Here is a 16354-nt window from a genome sequence, read left to right on the forward strand (position 1 = left end):
ATATGAAAAAGAGATTTTATATACTTCTAATAGGGGCAGGCTTAAGTGTTTTTACGGCTTGTCAAGACGTGCTGGACGTGGATCCAACCACTAGCATAGAGTATGAAGGAGCCATTACAGACGCCCGGTCAGCAGACAGAGCCTTGCAAGGGGTGTACAGTGCCTTTCAAGTGGGGGATTACTATGGCTTGTCTTACCTGTACTACCAAGACCTATATACAGACAACCTCAACTTTGTGGGCACTTTTACCACCCACAGAGAAGTAGCCAATAGAAACATCAATCCCACCAACCTGCAGATTGCCAATACCTGGGCCGCTATTTACAGCGCCATTGGTAGAGCCAATCTGGTGATTCAGGATGTGGGGGCCTTGACCAACATTCCGCAGGAAGAGAAAGACAGGATTGTGGGTGAAGCGCATTTCCTGAGAGGCTTGGCCTACTTTGATTTGGTGAAGGTGTTTGGCGGCGTACCCATTGTCACCAAGCCTACCCTTAATGTGGCGGGCATCCAGAGCCAAGGCAGAAGCAGCGAGGCAGAGGTCTATTCCCAGATTATTACTGACTTAACCGCCGCAGAGACTAAACTAGCCGGCGGCAATGCAGAGGCATTTAGCGCCTCAGAGCTGGCGGCCACTGCCTTGTTGGCAAGAGTGTACCTACAGCAGGGGAACAACGCTCAGGCCAGAGACAAAGCAAACCAGGTAATTGAAAGCGGAGAATATGACCTGGAAAGTAACTTTGGCGACATCTTTAATGCCTCAGGAACGGACAATGCCTCTTCTGAGTCAATATTTGAGTTAGCGTTCAATGAGGATGACCAAAACGCGCTGGCCAGTTCTTCTAACCCCGCCGTGCCAGGTCAAAAGTTCTATGTGTCTGCCAGCCTCTTCAACCTTCTCTCCAGTGATGGCGGCGAAAGATTTGGCGAGACCACGCAACAGCAGGGTACCCGCAGAAGGGTAATCAAGTATGATGATGTGGTAGATGGCAGTGACAACGTGGTCATCATCAGGCTAGCTGAAATGTACCTGATCAGGGCAGAGGCCAACGCCAGGTTGGGTGCAGCCGGGGCGCCTCCTTCGTTGCAGGTGATCAGTGACATCAACATAATCCGGAACCGGGCAGGCCTGGGAAGCATAGTGCCTATTTCTAACGCAGAGGCTTTAACAGAAATCCTGAAGCAGCGCCGCTTGGAGTTTGCCTTTGAAGGTCTAAGATTTATAGACTTAAAGCGCTTTGGCCAGACGTGTACGGTATTGAACTTCTGTCCCGCTACCGGCACCACGCCAGACAATACGTTCCGTAATTTGTGGCCATTGCCATTCCAGCAGTTTGAGACCAACCCTAACCTGGGAACTCAGAACCCTGGCTACTAAGCACCAGGCATCATATTAAACCAGAAAGAGGAGGCCATTGGCCTCCTCTTTCTTTATATAGAATTGTTAACCTGAATAGAGGTGCTACCAGCCATATCGGTTAATTCTTTTTCTGTAGGGCCTTCCAGGTTTGATGTAGTTGGAATGAAGCTGGCCTGACCGGGTAGGGATTTTGTTGAATCATGGCCTGCACGTGCTCTAAACGCTCCTCTGTGAGCGGATGGGAACGCAGCATGGTAGGGCCTTCATAAGGAGCGGCTTGGTTTAACCGCGTAAACAAGCGTTGCATGCCCTTGGGGTCTAAGTGATTGGCTTTTAATAAAAGGAAGCCTTGCGTGTCGGCGGCTTGCTCCAGGCTGCGGCTATAATGCAGGGCCGTGAGTTGGTCAGCGTTCTCTAACAGCACCGCCGACAGCCCCACCACGTCATTCAAAAGAAGAGACAAAAGCACGTAGGTAGATAATTGGCGCGCCATGGACCGCAACGTATGCCGCTCCTGCACGTGCGCACTTTCATGGCCCAACAAGGCGGCCAGTTCCTCTGGCGTTCTAAGCTGGTCCAACAAGCCTGTATAAATGACCATGTGCCCTCCCGGCAGGGCGAAGGCATTGACTGTCTTGTCCTGTACCACGGTCATTTGCAAAGGATACCTGGACCTGATGGAAAGCTGTTGAAGAAAGCCTTGGGCGTGCTGGGTGCGGGCCGAGTCTATTTTTTCCTTTTCTACCAACTGGCTATAGATCTTTTCACCCAGGGCAATCTCTGTGTCTAGGGGTATCTGCCTGGACAGAAGGTCTGCCATGGCAGGTAGCAGAAAGAAGTAGCATAGCGCCAGACCCGCCAAGAACAGGGCTAGCAAAAAATACAGGCCAGAGGCGCGATGTTTGGGCAGAGGTTGGGCGTTTCGGTGAAAGACGGCCTCTGGGAAGGCGTTTTTGATGACTTCGGCAAAATCTGGAGAAACCACTTCTAATGACTGCACCGGTGTATCACCGTACCTGAGCACTGTTTTATGGCCCTCTCTGTAAGCATTGGGCTTAATGCGCGATGCCTCCCAGAATACTAGACCCGGTGTACCCAATACGTGCCCATCTCTGGAGGCAAAGGTCAACGCCAAGCCTGTGGCTTGCACCTGTATGGTGACCGGTTGTCCTGCCGGAGAGTGCCCGTCTTGGTAGATGCCAGAATAAGATTTCATATAGGTAGTTGGCTTGCGCTTATTCTAATGAGGAGTCATTCAGTCAAATGGGTAAATTTCTTGGGCACAATCATCAGTTGCCACCAAATAGACTAGCTTAAATTCCTTGGTCGTTCAAAAACAAGTGGGGGTAAAGAATAGTCGTTTTTGGCCTTTTTTCTTAGAAATAGGCCAAAAACGACTAGCCGGTTACGGAAGCAATAAAGAGCTGTCTCCGTAGCTCAAGAAGCGGTAGTTGTTGGCCAGCGCGTGTCTATACACCTTTTGCCAAGACGGGCCGATCATGGCGGCCACCAGCAACAACAAGGTGCTGTTAGGTTGATGGAAATTGGTGATGATACCAGAACAAAGCTTGAACTGGTAGCCTGGCGCTATGAGAATACGGGTAGTAGCCTGCAGGTGTGATACGCCCTGTTGGTCCAGATACGTCAAAATACTCTCCAGCGCTTCTTGCACAGATAGTGACGTGCGCTGGTCATAGGGCAACCATTGAGGTACTAGCAGTTGGTCATCCTCAGTGGGCAGAGAACCCATAGACAAACCCACACCCAACCAGTACAGACTCTCTAAGGTGCGCATAGACGTGGTGCCTACCGGAATGATGGGCCGGCCCAAGTGCCGTAGCAACTGCTCCACCGTCTCGCGGCTCACAGACAGTTGTTCTGGATGCATGTAATGGTGCTCCATCACCTCAGACTTGACTGGCTTGAACGTACCAGCGCCCACGTGCAGGGTGACAAACGCGGCCTGGTGTTTTTTCTGATTTAATTGCTCCAGCACGCGGGGCGTAAAGTGCAGACCGGCGGTAGGCGCGGCTACGGCCCCGGCGGCGTCTGCGTAAATGGTCTGGTAGCGGTTCTGGTCTTCTGGGGCGGCGTCACGGTTCATGTAAGGCGGCAAGGGCAAGAGACCGGCAATTTCCAGTACCTCGGCAAAGGTTCTTTCTGTTGGTGTCCATGAAAAACCAATGGCATAGCCTTCCTCAGCGGGGGCCAGGCGCTCAGCATATAAGATGCCATCCTCGGGGCTGGGACCCAAGGGCATTTCCAGACGTCCTTCGCGCCACCGCTTGTTGTTGCCCACCAAACATTTCCAGACCACAGACTGGGTTTGTTGCATGGCTTGCTGTACCTCTCTAATAGGTTCCAGAGGCTCTAAGCAGAAAAGCTCAATGATGCCGCCCGTGGCTTTCTGGAAGCGCAGTCTTGCCTGTACTACTTTGGTATTGTTGAACACCAACAGGGACTGCGCGGGCAAGACGTTGGCCAATTCTGTGAAATGGGCGTCTGCTATGCGGCCCTGCTGGTAGACCAACAGCCTGCTCTGGTCCCGCACTTCCAAAGGAAACTGGGCAATGCGCTCCTCTGGGAGGTCATAGGTATAATCAGCGATGGAGATCTGCCGGGGATGGTACGCACTCATGCAAAAATGAAAAGAAATAGATTAGTGAGATGTAGGTTCAGGAGGGAGACGGCTAGCTTTTAGGGAGAATCAAGGGAGCCGTGGCTTCTTCATGCTCCAGATCGCTCAGCTCTAGTTCTAACGCCTTGACAGAAATCTGGATTTCCCAGAGAGACAAGGACATGGAGACCATTAACAGCACCAGGCTCAACCCGAAGATGATTTCACCGGCCATCTGCCAGCCTTGGTACAGCGTAAACATGCAGAGCACGCAAGAAAACATACTGCCAATGCCCACCGCCTGCATGTTCCTGATGAGAATCAGACGCTTGCGCAGGTTCTGGATCTGGCCAAACACCAGATGGCTGTGCGAGGTCTGGTATCTATGCTTTAAATCCCTGATGAGCTTGGCCAACGACATGAACCTGTTGGTAAACGCCAGCAGGAGCAAGGACAGCGCCGGGAACAGCAGGGCAGGAGTGGTTAAGGTGATTTCCATGGCCGGAAACTGGGGTGGTTACGCTAAATCGTCGTCATCCTCACCAGACTGAATCTCCAGATCAAGGGCCAGTTCCAGGGCTTCCTCCAACAGCTCATCGGTTTCTTCTTTGGTAGAGGACTCCAGGGTGCGCTCAAACAGAGACAGCACGTGTTCAGCCTCGGCGTTGACGTACAGATCAGTGTACAGTTCTTCAAACAGGTGGCCTTTCTTCTGGATGCGCTTGTCAATTTCCTGCACGTTGGCGGCGTCCAGGGCGTCTTGCAACAAATCCCGTACTTCGGCGCTGTCTTCATCGCCGCCCAGGTCTGTGAGCAGCTGCAACAAGGTAATGCCAATGCCCAGACGCAAGCGCTCAAACCTATAGCTCACCATCTCCTGGCTTAACTTACCAGGGCGCGCCTGTTGCAAGGCCTCTTCCAGTTCTTGGTACAAGGAAGAGATTCTATGGTGCAAAGAGGCAGTCTCTTCTGAGAATACCTGAGATAGTAACTGTTGGTAGATGAGGGCGCTCATGGGCAGAATCCTTTAAAAAGAGCAAGTTAGCAAAAGAAGTTTTTACAGGAGGCTTAAAATTTACCCGCTGCCCAGAAAACCCTTAGAAACCAGCCAGGTGCCTTTTTCAATTCGCAAAGGATTTCCGGCTCTCACCCTCTTACCGGCTACAGAAGGATGACGCTTTCTACTATGCCAACCAGCATGAGTACCGCGGGCCAAAAACTGGGGCTACTACCCTCGTTTTTGGCTTATTTTCCAGAAAACAGGTCAAAAACAAAACGCCAAGGCCATGGTTCTGCTTGCAGTAGGCTGGCGGTAGAGCCTGGAAAACCGATTTGTCAGGGGCAAAAATGGGGCTAAGTATTCATAAATATAGCCATAGTTGTATGTTATTCAGTAGAAGATGATTATATTACTAGACCTACCAACTGGTACCGGTTTTTAGTCTTAAGGAGTCTTTATCCATGCCATTGCGTCATTTCCTGACTTTGTGCTTTGTTCTAGCCAGTCCGCTTCTGTTTGCGCAGCAAGTAGAGGTAGAGGAATTCAAGTTTCCGGCGCATAAGACCTCCGTTAAGATTCCGTTTAAGCTGGTGCACAACCTGGTGGTGATTCCGGTGAACATCAACAACTCCAAGCCCCTTAATTTTGTGGTGGACACCGGGGTAGAGACGTCCCTGCTCACAGAGATTGGCCGGGATGACTCCATCATCCTCAACAACGTGCGGCCCTTGAGTTTGCGCGGCCTGGGCAAAGGCGAAAGCATCCAGGCCATGAACTCTTCTGGCAATAGAATCCATTTCTCTGGCATTGAGGCCAAAGGCCAGCAGATGCTGGTACTCATGGAAAACATCTTTAGTCTGTCTACCAGGTTGGGCGTGGAGATACACGGCATCATTGGGTACACGTTGTTCAAGAGTTTTGTAGTAGAGATAGACTACAAGCATAAGATCCTGACCCTGTACAAGCCCGGCACCTACCCAGACAAGCGGTTGAAAAAGGCCAGCAGACTACCGCTCACCATTGAAAACGCCAAGCCTTACGTAGATGCCCAGATTACCACCGCAGACGGCGTCAAGCATCCTTTGCGTCTGGTGATTGACAGCGGCCTGAGCACTACCATGTTGCTGTATTTGCCATCCATCCCGGTCATGAAAGTGCCGCAGCCCAACATAGACGCGTACCTGGGCAGAGGGTTGAACGGCGAGATCCATGGCCGGATTGGTAGAGTGGAGAGCTTGCAGCTGGGTACCTTCACCTTGAGGCGCCCGCCGGCCTCTTTCCCAGACTCCATCTCCATACAGCACGCACTCAACCTCAAAAACCGCAACGGCAACCTGGGCGCCGACATCCTGCAACGCTTTAAAGTGGTGTTTGACTACCAGAACAGCCAGATGTTTCTAACCCAGAACAGCAAATACAACGACCCCTTTTTCTTTAACCTGAGCGGGCTGGAGATCATCACACCCATTCCCGGGCTTAATTACTTTACCGTCTCTGATGTGCTACCCAATTCTGCCGGCCACAAAGCAGGGCTGCAACGCGGAGACGCGCTCCTGAGCATAGAAGGAGTCAATTGCGCCACCAAAACCCTGGAGCAGATTTTATATACCTTTCAAAGCAAGCCCGGCCGCAAGATTAAGCTGGAAATAAGAAGAGACGCCGCTACCATCAAGACCACCATGTACCTGAACGATGTGATTTAGCCGGCCAGCTGGCTTCAAAAAAAATCGTTTTTGGCCCGTTTTCTGGAAAACAAGCCAAAAACGAAGGCACGTTAGGAGTTAAGAAAGCCGTAGATAGAGGAGAAGTCCTGGTCTGCGTACCCGCCTTGTTTGGCTAGGGCATATAGTTCTTTCACGGTTTGCAGAGCCGGCAAGGCCACGCCCTGCTCATAGGCCGTTACGCTGGCTAGGTACAAATCCTTATGCATCCATTCCAGCGGAAACTCAGCAGAAAAATCCTTGGTGAGTAGTTTCTGTTCCTTCAGTTTGAGAAAGGGCGCCGCCGCCGGTCCGCTGAGCAGGGTCTGACAAAGCATTTCTTCTGAGATGCCCAAGGACGTTCCCAGCCGCAGTGCCTCAGCAAAACCCGCCATGATATGCCCCATGAGCATGTTCACGGTCATTTTCATGCTGGCGCCCTGGCCGTGGCCGCCCACGTGCGTCACCGCTTTGCCCATCACGTCCAGCAAGGGCCTGATCTCTTCCATATCCTTTGCCTCACCGCCTACCAGAAAGATCAGCTGACCGTTTTGCGCAGGAAGTAAAGAGCCAGACACGGGCGCGTCTACAAACCTATGCCCCATCTTTAAGGCCACTTGTGCCATGCGCGTTGTGAATGAAGGATTGACCGTACTGCAGTCTACCCACAGCGAGTTGCCAGGCAAGGCTTTCAGGAAACCGTCTGGACCGGTGGCCACGTCCTCAACGGCGTCTGGCGTGGAGAGCATGGTGAACACCAAACGGCATTGCTGGCCTACTTCCTCGGGTGATTGGGCCAGGTGTGCGCCGTTGGCTACCAGGTCGTCTGCCTTGGCGGCGGTGCGGTTGTAGACCACCAGCTCATGCCCGGCTTTTTGTAAGTTGGCGGCCATGCGGCTCCCCATGATGCCCAGTCCTATAAATCCTATCTTCATTTTATCTCTGTTCTTAGTTGCTAGAATGAAGGTACGGAATTACCCGGCACATGGGCAAAAGAGAGGAGAAGCCGTTTTTGGCCTGATTTCCGGAAAAGGGCCGAAAAACAGGCTAGGCGTCCTTAAACAGAAAGCAGAAATTGGTGCCTTTGCCCAGCTCAGACTGTACGTCCAAGAGAATGTCATGGAAACCTGCTATGGTCTGGACAATGGGCAGGCCCAGGCCGTGGCTCTCGCCATCTGGCGCATGAAACCGCTTGAACCTGCTAAAGATGAAGGGGAGTTGTTCTTCCGTGATACCCACGCCCGTATCTTTCACGCACAGTGCATAACCACCTTCAGGCTTTGACTCACCTCTAATGGTGATGGAGCCGCCCGGTTGGTTGTACTTGATGGCGTTGTTGACCACGTTGAACAGCATGGTGAAGAGCAAGGACTGATTGGCCTTGGGCAGGACGAAGTCCACGGGCATGTGCACTTCCAGGGTGACTTCCTTCACCTCGGCGCGGTCTGCAATCTCTTCGCAAACTTCGCGCACTAAGGCTTCCAGGCTCACGCTCTCGTCTTTGAGGTACTGCTCGTTTTCAATTCTAGAGATCAACAACAAGGCCTGGATGATGCCTTTAAGCCGATGCAGGGTACGCAGGTTGTCTACCAGTTTCTCCAGCATGCTTTCTGGCGTTTCTGGGTCTGAGAGCAGGTTCTCCAGCCGGTTCTGCATGATGGAGATGGGCGTTAACAACTCATGTGACACGTTGCCAATGAACTCCTTCTCCTTCTGGAACGCCTCCTGTATCTGGCCCATCATGTCATTGATAGTGTGGTTGAGGTACAGAAAGTCATCTGTAGAAGTGTTGAGGCCGTGCGGTTTAAAGGTGGTGGGGTGCTCCACGCGCTGCAGCCGGCGCACAATCAAGGTAAGGGGCTTGAGCAGCACCTTGTTATAGGCCAGATCCACGAAGACCGTAATCAAGACCACGGCCACCAGGAAGAAGAGGGCGTAGGTCTGCAAGGTCTGGCTGTTCTCGCCAATCGTCTCGGTGCTGCGGCCAATCTCCAGCAGGTAGCGCTTGTCGCCCAGGTCAAAGGTGCTGGACAGCAGGCGGTACTCTACAATGTCTCCTTCTACTTTGCGCAGGGCGGTGGCAATGCCGTTGTTGACCTTGTCTGCATTGATTTCCTCCAGAGAGACAAACTCTTCTTTGAGCAGGTTATAGCTACCGTAGCTGGTGGTACCTTCAGGAATGTAGGTTTCTATGCCCTGGTCTTCAATAAGCTGGTACACAATGGCCTCTTTCTGTTGTAGCCGCACGTCTGCGTTGTGCAAGGCCACCTTGTTCACCAGCGTAGGTAACGCCGCAATCAACACCAGCAGAATGACCACCTTAGAGGCCGCACTGAACAACGCAAGTTTTGACTGGAGACGCATTTTTAATGTGCTAATGAGTTAATGTGCTATTTTTTTAATGTGTAAACGTGGAGATGTGAAGATTTGAAAATGGCTTATTGGAAAAATTGTTTTTGGCTTGTTTTGGCGAAAATAGGGCAAAAACGGATTAGGCAGTGAGAAACTTTATTAAGCTATCTGGCTTGTTGGTGATAACACCAACAAGGGCGTAGGCAGACTGGCTTACAATGCATCCTTCAATACCAATAGATGGTAGCTGAAATAAGAAAACCATTTTCAAATCTTCACATCTCCCCATCTTCAAATTAATTAGCACATCAGCACATTAACGCATTAGCACATTAGGCAGAGAGCCGGTAGCCTACGCCGCGGACGGTTTCCAGCCAGTCAGTAGGGGAGTGGGTAGAGAGTTTCTTGCGTAGGTTTTTGATGTGCACGTCTATATAGTTGGAGTCATAGTCGTCCTCCAGGATGTTTCCCCAGATGTGCTCCGTGAGTTGTAGTCTGGTTAAGATGCGGTTGCGGTGCAGGACCAGGTAATGGAGCAGGTCAAACTCTTTTTTTGTGAGCAGAATCTCCTGTTCATTGTAAGTGACCTTGCGGGAGCTGGTGTCCAGTTCAAACCCCTGGAATGCCACGACAGACGTTTTGAGCTTGAACTTGCGGCGTACTACGGCCTGCATGCGTGCCTGCAATTCTAGCAAGGAGAAGGGCTTGGGCAGGTAATCATCGGCTCCCAGGCCCAGGCCTTTGATGCGGTCTTCCAAGGCACCGCGGGCGGTGAGCACAATGATGGCGGGCTCATGGTCCAGACGCTTGGTTTCGGCTAGCAGGTCCAGGCCGTCGTAGTCGGGCAGGCCCAGATCCAGCAGAATGAAATCATAGAGGTTAACGGCAATCTTCTCAGAGGCCTCGTGGCCATTAGACGCCCAGTCACAGGTGTAATGCTCTTTGGTGAGAAAGTGCACCAGCTCATTGGCCAGGCCGGCCTCGTCTTCAACAATCAATACGTGCATGGCAAGATACTTTTAGACGAAGATAAGCTTAAAACGTGTAGCTCAGGTTCATGGAATAGAAAGACTGCGGCTTGGACTCATCGCCTTCTACCTTGTTCACCGGGATGGCATAGCGGTAGGCGGGCTCAAACTCAAAGTTGCCCACGTTTACCACCAGCGGCACGCGCACCGCGTAGTTCAGCACCCTGAAGCGCTTGGACGTGGTGGTGGTAGTGGTGGTGGTAGTACCGCCGTTGTTGCCGTTGCCGCCGCCAAAGATTGGGTCCAGCACGGTGCCGCCTTTCTTTTTGTTCTGGGTGACGGTGGTATGGGTTTCGGCGAAGTCCTGGGTACCGGCAATCACGCTCACCTTAGGGTCCAAACCAACAGTGAACTTTCCTTTCCAGAGCGGGTCCAAGGCAATATAGCGCGAGTTGTCCAAGACGGTGAAGATGTCATTGCTGCCGCCAAACACGTAGCTGGTGGTAAGACCCGTGTACAGAATCTGCCAGTCATAATTACCAGAGGCGGTGGCGGCATTAGAGGTCACCGCCTGGATCAAAGGCGTGTTCTTCCCGAAGAAAAACCGCGTATAGCTCACCGACCCGTCAAACCGTTCGCCTAGTTTAAAGGCATAGCCCAGGGAGACATCCGTCTCATCAATGACATCCTCAGTGTCAAACAACTGATAAGACATGACAGAGGCATATAGTCCCGTTTTGTGGGTGTAGGTAAGGGAGCCGGCAATGTATGGATATTGAATGGCAGTGTTGCGGCCGTAGAAGGAGGCGTTGTTGGCACTCTCCAGGCCAAGGGTCCACCAGCCTTTTTTAGTCTCTGGGGCACTTGTCCCTGCTTGTGAGGAAGAAGTGGAAGAACCGTTTTTGTTTGTCTGCCCAAAGGCGTTTGCCCCTAAGGCTAGCAGGAAACAGAATCCAATCAATTTTTTCATCTGCATGGTACAGGTTAATGAGTTAAAAAAACCGTCGCCTCTGCCAAGGGCAGAAGCGACGGGCACTTGCGGGGGATATGCTACAAGTTATTGGGGGATATGCTTCACTTAGTTTTTGCCAACTTTGATCACCGCGCCAGCGCCTACCTTGCCACCCACTTTCACGGGTTTCACGGCTTTGGCGGCATTGCCTACGGCTTTGGTGGCGGCGTTGGTGCTGCCTTGTACGGCACGGGCGGCTCCTCTACCTGGGCGGGCGGCAGATTTAGGCGCCTTCACTTCAACGTCAACCTCAGTACCGGCTTCTACCTTCTCTGGTTTCTGCTGGCGCTTGGCGCTGGCCACTTCCTTCACTTCCTGCCCTTTTTTGTCAGTGCCTTCCGCTACGCCTTGGGCGGCGGCTTTTACTTTCTGGCCGTGGGTGTCTTGATCTTTCTTGGTCTTGTCTTTGGCAACTTCTTTCTTGTCGCTTTTGGCTTTGTCCTGGCCTTTGCCTTGTGCAGACGCAAAAAGTCCGGCAGCCCCGTCAGTGGTTACCTCACCGGCTTCCAGAGAAGTGGACTGGGAAGCTTGTAGGGAGGTGGCAGCGGTGGCTTCAGTGGCAGAAAGCTCTTCTGTTTTGGCTTTGGCGGCTTCTTTCTGCGCTTGCATCTCTTGCTTGGCCTGGGCTTTGGTCTCTTTGGCTAGTTCTTTGGCTTCTTTGCTGGCTTCGTCCTTTTTAGAACGGGCCAGGGTGCTGATATATTCTCCTTTGCCAGTAGTCTCTGCAGAACCTTCTACCGCCACTGAGGTCTGCGCCGCAGTGCTTACGGTTTTGCCGTGATTGGCAGTGCCGGTTTTGTCAGAAGAGGCTTGGGCATAGGTAGCGTTTCCGGTAAATAGCACCAAGAGGATGAGGGTCAAATTTTTCATGGGGGTAAAGGTCAGTAGGGTTGAACTAGTAGGTCAAAAGTACCAGGGCAAGATGAAGAGAACATGAAGATTTCTGTCTGGCCCTAAATTTTTTTAATTATTCTGAAAGTTTACGCTCTCAGGGGTAAAGGATTTGCCTGCTGGGTTGGTTCCTCTTGCAGAAGCAATATGGTTAAGGGGGCACCATACGCCGGAAAAGAAGTCACCAACAAGCTGTTGATTATAATAAACAAGGCTAGGTAGAGTCTCATAGGATAAGGTGCTGGTTAAGGTAAAAAAATGGTCACTGCCACCTGAGCGGCAGTGACCGGGGGATTGGGGGTTATTGTTTCCCTACTTTAAGCGTAGTGGCGGTATTCACTTTTACCGGACGAATCACATTGGTAGAAACACCTGCCTTGGCGTTGGCTCTAGAGGCGCCTTTGGCCTTCACAGAACCGTTGGCGCCGGCCTCTGTGCGGCGGGCAGAACGTTTTACTTTGGTGGTTTCTTTCTTAGCCACGGCTTTTACGGCTTCGCCTTTGGCTACACCCGCTTCTGTGGTGGTTTTAGCAGTAGCGCTTACGGTCTGGCCGTGGTTGTCTTGCTTTTCTTTGGTGGTTTTTACTTCAGCGTCAGCTTTCACTTCGGCCTCGGTGCGAGTTTCGGCGGCGGCTTTGCGGGTAGCTTTCTCCTGGGCCTTCAACTCTTCTTTGCGGGCTTTGGCGGCTTCAATTTCAGCTTTGGTTTTCACCTCAGTCTCGGCTTGAACTTTAGCGGCGGCCTGCTTTCTTTCCTCTTGTCTGGCTTTAGCCTCTTCTTGCTTGGCCTTGGTAGTTTCTTTAGCCTTCTTGATCTTGGCTTCCTTGGCTTTGGCTACCTCGCTTACGGTCTGGCCGTGGTTGGTGCCGTCTACCGTGGCCTGGCCAGAAACAGACGTCTTGGCGGTAGTGCTTACCGTTGAACCGTGCGTGGTCTTAACCGTGGTGTTCTGAGTGGCACCAGTAGTGGTAGAAGTAGTCTGGGCAAACGAGGTGGCGGCTACAAATAATGCGGCGGCTACAAGTGTTATCTTTTTCATCTTGTGTAGGGGTTTTAAATGATTACTGGCTCAAACCTACTATGTCAAGATGAAGAGAAGATGAAGAAGTGTTTTTCTTGAAAAAATTTTCAAATATTTTTTCTGATGCAGTGGAATACGGCGTTTTTGGCTTGTTTTGGCAGAATAAGCCCAAAAACGACAAAGCCGCTCTCTTTAAAAGAAAGCGGCCTTGTAAACAAGAAGATGAAGAAAATCTACAGCACTTTCACTTTTAAATAAGAGGACTGCGCCGGGCTGAAGTACACGCGGTGGGTGGCCTTCTGGAAATCCTCAGCGGTGGCCTTGTAGATGTTGGGCACGTACTTCTGAGGGTTTCTATCTACCAGCGGGAACCACGTGCTCTGGACCTGTACCATAATGCGGTGGCCTTTCTTGAAGGTGTGCAACACATCCTGCAACGGTACATTTACCGCCGTCACCTGGTTAGGCGTGAACGGCTCTGGCTTCTCATAGCTGTTTCTAAACCGTCCGCGCATCACCTCACTGCGCACCATCTGCTGGTAACCGCCCATTTTTACGCTAGCGGGGTTATGCGGATTTTGGGCGGCGGTGTCTGGGTACACGTCAATCAGCTTTACCACCCAGTCGGCGTCTGTGCCAGTGGTGGAGATGTTGAGGGCAGAAAGAATATCTCCGGCCAGGGTGATGTCTTCGGTCAATACATCTGTTTGGTACACCAATACATCTGGCCGCCGTCCGGCGAAGCGCTGGTCATCGGTCATGTACTCACGGGTCATGCCCACGGTGGTTTCCTCAGAGAAAGGTACCGGTTTGTTGGGGTCAGAGATGAACTCGTCAAAGCCGGTGCCGGTAGCCGCTGGTTTGTCAAAGCTCAACTTGCCATTCGGGCCAAAGTACAGGAAACGTTCTTGGGTGTTTTTGGGTGGCCAGGCGGCAAACTCGCGCCATTGGTTGGCGCCGGTGTTAAACATATACGCTTCTGGCAGGGCCGGTTGTCCTTTGCCGCTGCCTTTCAAATAGTGTCTAAAGAATTTGGCCTCAATCTCTGGGCGGTAGAATTCAGAGGTCTTCTGAGAGAAAGACACCTTGCCCAGCGTCTGCCCGTTGGACCGTGACCAGCCCCCGTGGAACCATGGGCCCATCACCAGGGTGTTATACGTCTTGGGGTTGTGCTTCTCAATGGTTTTGTAGGTCTCCAGTACGCCAAAGAGGTTTTCGGCGTCAAACCAGCCACCCACTACCATTACGGCCGGCTTTACGTTGCGTAAATGCGGACGGATGTTCATGGCCTGCCAGAAGGAATCATAGTTGGGATGCTCAATGATGTCGTTCCAGAAGGAAACTTGGTTTTTAAGGTACAGATCATTGGCGTTGCTTAAAGGACCCATGCGCATGAAGAAGTCATAGCCGTCTGGCGTGCCGTGGTTAAAACGCGGCGCGCCGGTAGGAGAGGGCTGCGGACGCGGCTGCCCGAAGCTGGCCAAAAAGTTAAACGCGTGCGGCAAGAAGAAAGCGCCGTGATGGTGGAAATCGTCCCAGAACCAGTCGGTGACGGGGGCCTGCGGTGAGGCGGCTTTCAAGGCTGGGTGACTGTTGACCAAACCCACGCTCGTGTAGTAGCCTGGGTACGATACGCCCCATTGGCCCACGCGGCCGTTGTTGTTGGGCACGTTCTTTACCAGCCAGGCAATGGCGTCATAGGTGTCTGTGCTTTCGTCAAAGTCCTTCTTGCCTTTCTTAGTTTTGATGGGGGCCATGTTCACAAACTCGCCTTCGCTCATGTACTTGCCGCGCACGTCCTGGTAGGCAAAAATATAGCCTTCGCGTAGCATGTCTGAGGACGGGCCTATGCTGGTCTTGTACTTGTCAGCGCCATACGGGCCCACCGAGTAGGGCGTGCGGCTCATCATGATAGGGTATTTCTGGCCTTTGTCTTTGGGCGCATACACTACCGTGAACAGCTTGGTACCGTCCCGCATGGGAACCTGGTGCTCGGTCTTGCTATAGTTTTCTCTGATGTACGCAGAGTCTGACAGCGTCTGCGCCTGGGCTATGCCGCTCAGTACCAGCAGTACCAGCAGCAGAGAGCGCCGAAGGGTGTGTTTCATAGATTTGTTTGTTGGTGTGGGTGCCTGAAATTAGAGAATTCTGCGCTGGACACCAAGTTTCGTTTTTGGCTTGTTTTCCAGAAAATGGGCCAAAAACGATGCGCTTTTTTTGAAACGCTGCCTACCTGCAAGTGATAATTGGTGAAATGTCCTTGGCCGCGTAAAAGAAAAGCCCGCCACTTGGGATAGTGGCGGGCTTTTCTTTTACGCGGTTTGTACTTGTTTATTTACAGTCATAAGTCACTTTAGAATTTGACACCGTACCGCTTTGCATGGTCTGGGTAAACTCTGTAGGGTAGTTGTCTGAGTTGTACTTGTACACATTGCTGTAAGACTCATCCTGGAACACGGTGCCGTCTGCTCCTTTGGTGATGGCCGTTAAGATGTTGTTAGGGGAGCTTACGCCACGTATCAGTTTTTCTAAGGCGTTGGCTGGGTTTACATTGTTGTCATAAGTGTAATCAATGGTGTAATCCAGTTCGCCGGCGCCTGTGCCGGTGTAGACAGACTCTTTCTGTATGTTGCCCTTGCTGTCATAGGTAAAGGTGGAGTACTCTGTTTGTTGCAAGCCGCTGCCGGTAAACGGGTTGGCCTGGGAGGTAATGATTTTAGAAACCTGTCCAGAACCGTTGTACTCTAGGGTGTAACGTATCACGGGGCTGCTGCCAAACAGGGAACTGGTGAGGTTCATCTGGGTTAACTGGCCGCCGCTGTTGTAGGTGTATTCAATAGAACCTGGTCCTAGCTCGCTCTCAGTGACGGTAAATTTAGAAGGCTTGCCGTTGCTATAAGCCACCGTGCCCGTCAAAGCGCCGTCGCCTTCAATCATAACAGAAGAAATTTGGCGCTCGCCGTTGTAACCAATGGTGGTTTTGTTGGTAGCGCCCCCCTCAGTAGTGGTGACTAGGGTAGGGACGCAGTCTTTCAGTCCGCCATTGTCTGTGTCTTCATCATCATCTGAACAGCTGGAGGCCAACATGGAGACAGTGGCCAAAAACAAGAGAAGTACTTTGTTTAATTTCATAGTATATAGGTTTGTGGTGAATGAATACGTACTAAGAAGATGTGCCCGAGCCTGTATACGGGCATCCTGCAACTTGTAGACAAGCCGTAGGTTGGTTTCCCCTAATGGCCCTGGAATTATTTTAAGGAACTGCCGCCTTGTTGGTAAGGAGCCCTTGAACCAGGCGGGTTTATGCGCCTAAACAGGGTGTGTCGTTTTTGGGCTCTTTTACGTAAAACAGGCCAAAAACGACGGTTGGCGGTCTGCTTAATTTTTCGGACTTTGGAGCTTTGTTTTATTGCTCGTTTTCTACACTTCCTT

The 16354-nt window shown here is 51.8% G+C and carries 14 protein-coding genes; 2 read left to right on the forward strand and 12 right to left on the reverse strand.

The genetic code is table 11. From position 1 onward, the window contains the following. Nucleotides 1-2: 2 nt before the first annotated feature. A complete protein-coding gene (locus tag ABD880_RS18585) occupies nucleotides 3-1379 on the forward strand; it encodes a RagB/SusD family nutrient uptake outer membrane protein (RefSeq protein ID WP_345169578.1) in 1377 nt (458 codons plus the stop codon). Between the two features lie 100 nt (nucleotides 1380-1479). Here the strand turns inward: ABD880_RS18585 and ABD880_RS18590 are convergent, their stop codons facing one another. From ABD880_RS18590 to ABD880_RS18605, 4 genes are all read right to left on the reverse strand, one after another. Then, a complete protein-coding gene (locus ABD880_RS18590) occupies nucleotides 1480-2577 on the reverse strand; it encodes a M48 family metallopeptidase (protein ID WP_345169581.1) in 1098 nt (365 codons plus the stop codon). Between the two features lie 189 nt (nucleotides 2578-2766). Further along, the gene (locus tag ABD880_RS18595; RefSeq protein ID WP_345169582.1) at nucleotides 2767-3999 is read right to left on the reverse strand and encodes an S-adenosylmethionine:tRNA ribosyltransferase-isomerase; all 1233 of its coding nucleotides are present in this window, start codon (nucleotides 3997-3999) and stop codon (nucleotides 2767-2769) included. Between the two features lie 52 nt (nucleotides 4000-4051). Next, nucleotides 4052-4477, reverse strand: coding sequence for a DUF2721 domain-containing protein (locus ABD880_RS18600; RefSeq protein ID WP_345169585.1), 426 nt, complete (start codon nucleotides 4475-4477; stop codon nucleotides 4052-4054). Nucleotides 4478-4495: 18 nt separating this feature from the next. Then, entirely contained in the window at nucleotides 4496-4993 is a 498-nt protein-coding gene (locus tag ABD880_RS18605) for a hypothetical protein (RefSeq protein WP_345169588.1), read from the reverse strand. 446 nt (nucleotides 4994-5439) lie between these two features. On the opposite strand from ABD880_RS18605, the gene ABD880_RS18610 reads away from it, so the two are divergent. Beyond that, entirely contained in the window at nucleotides 5440-6681 is a 1242-nt protein-coding gene (locus ABD880_RS18610; protein WP_345169591.1) for an aspartyl protease family protein, read from the forward strand. 71 nt (nucleotides 6682-6752) lie between these two features. Here the strand turns inward: ABD880_RS18610 and ABD880_RS18615 are convergent, their stop codons facing one another. The 8 genes from ABD880_RS18615 to ABD880_RS18650 form a co-directional block, all read right to left on the reverse strand. Continuing rightward, nucleotides 6753-7613: an NAD(P)-dependent oxidoreductase gene (locus tag ABD880_RS18615; RefSeq protein WP_345169594.1), complete on the reverse strand. Its 861-nt coding sequence runs from the start codon at nucleotides 7611-7613 to the stop codon at nucleotides 6753-6755. 112 nt (nucleotides 7614-7725) lie between these two features. After that, the gene (locus ABD880_RS18620) at nucleotides 7726-9042 is read right to left on the reverse strand and encodes a sensor histidine kinase (RefSeq protein ID WP_345169597.1); all 1317 of its coding nucleotides are present in this window, start codon (nucleotides 9040-9042) and stop codon (nucleotides 7726-7728) included. A gap of 320 nt (nucleotides 9043-9362) precedes the next feature. Beyond that, entirely contained in the window at nucleotides 9363-10037 is a 675-nt protein-coding gene (locus tag ABD880_RS18625) for a response regulator transcription factor (protein ID WP_345169599.1), read from the reverse strand. Between the two features lie 28 nt (nucleotides 10038-10065). Continuing rightward, on the reverse strand, nucleotides 10066-10968 hold the full coding sequence (locus tag ABD880_RS18630) for a hypothetical protein (protein WP_345169602.1): 903 nt from the start codon (nucleotides 10966-10968) through the stop codon (nucleotides 10066-10068). Nucleotides 10969-11076: 108 nt separating this feature from the next. Next, the gene (locus tag ABD880_RS18635; protein WP_345169604.1) at nucleotides 11077-11880 is read right to left on the reverse strand and encodes a hypothetical protein; all 804 of its coding nucleotides are present in this window, start codon (nucleotides 11878-11880) and stop codon (nucleotides 11077-11079) included. A gap of 322 nt (nucleotides 11881-12202) precedes the next feature. Then, nucleotides 12203-12940 (reverse strand): hypothetical protein, encoded by a 738-nt coding sequence (locus ABD880_RS18640; RefSeq protein ID WP_345169607.1) that lies wholly within the window; start codon nucleotides 12938-12940, stop codon nucleotides 12203-12205. Between the two features lie 215 nt (nucleotides 12941-13155). Then, nucleotides 13156-15030: a CocE/NonD family hydrolase gene (locus ABD880_RS18645; protein WP_345169610.1), complete on the reverse strand. Its 1875-nt coding sequence runs from the start codon at nucleotides 15028-15030 to the stop codon at nucleotides 13156-13158. Between the two features lie 223 nt (nucleotides 15031-15253). Next, entirely contained in the window at nucleotides 15254-16054 is an 801-nt protein-coding gene (locus ABD880_RS18650) for a hypothetical protein (protein ID WP_345169612.1), read from the reverse strand. Nucleotides 16055-16354: the final 300 nt, after the last annotated feature.

Origin of the sequence: Nibribacter koreensis, from assembly GCF_039541795.1 — a bacterium.
Lineage (GTDB): Bacteria > Bacteroidota > Bacteroidia > Cytophagales > Hymenobacteraceae > Nibribacter > Nibribacter koreensis.

Excerpts from the sequence above, each read along its gene's own strand:
- ABD880_RS18585 (WP_345169578.1), top strand. The coding sequence starts at position 3 with ATGAAAAAGAGATTTTATATACTTCTAATAGGGGCAGGCTTAAGTGTT.
- ABD880_RS18590 (WP_345169581.1), bottom strand. The coding sequence starts at position 2,577 with ATGAAATCTTATTCTGGCATCTACCAAGACGGGCACTCTCCGGCAGGA.
- ABD880_RS18595 (WP_345169582.1), bottom strand. The coding sequence starts at position 3,999 with ATGAGTGCGTACCATCCCCGGCAGATCTCCATCGCTGATTATACCTAT.
- ABD880_RS18600 (WP_345169585.1), bottom strand. The coding sequence starts at position 4,477 with ATGGAAATCACCTTAACCACTCCTGCCCTGCTGTTCCCGGCGCTGTCC.
- ABD880_RS18605 (WP_345169588.1), bottom strand. The coding sequence starts at position 4,993 with ATGAGCGCCCTCATCTACCAACAGTTACTATCTCAGGTATTCTCAGAA.
- ABD880_RS18610 (WP_345169591.1), top strand. The coding sequence starts at position 5,440 with ATGCCATTGCGTCATTTCCTGACTTTGTGCTTTGTTCTAGCCAGTCCG.
- ABD880_RS18615 (WP_345169594.1), bottom strand. The coding sequence starts at position 7,613 with ATGAAGATAGGATTTATAGGACTGGGCATCATGGGGAGCCGCATGGCC.
- ABD880_RS18620 (WP_345169597.1), bottom strand. The coding sequence starts at position 9,042 with ATGCGTCTCCAGTCAAAACTTGCGTTGTTCAGTGCGGCCTCTAAGGTG.
- ABD880_RS18625 (WP_345169599.1), bottom strand. The coding sequence starts at position 10,037 with ATGCACGTATTGATTGTTGAAGACGAGGCCGGCCTGGCCAATGAGCTG.
- ABD880_RS18630 (WP_345169602.1), bottom strand. The coding sequence starts at position 10,968 with ATGAAAAAATTGATTGGATTCTGTTTCCTGCTAGCCTTAGGGGCAAAC.
- ABD880_RS18635 (WP_345169604.1), bottom strand. The coding sequence starts at position 11,880 with ATGAAAAATTTGACCCTCATCCTCTTGGTGCTATTTACCGGAAACGCT.
- ABD880_RS18640 (WP_345169607.1), bottom strand. The coding sequence starts at position 12,940 with ATGAAAAAGATAACACTTGTAGCCGCCGCATTATTTGTAGCCGCCACC.
- ABD880_RS18645 (WP_345169610.1), bottom strand. The coding sequence starts at position 15,030 with ATGAAACACACCCTTCGGCGCTCTCTGCTGCTGGTACTGCTGGTACTG.
- ABD880_RS18650 (WP_345169612.1), bottom strand. The coding sequence starts at position 16,054 with ATGAAATTAAACAAAGTACTTCTCTTGTTTTTGGCCACTGTCTCCATG.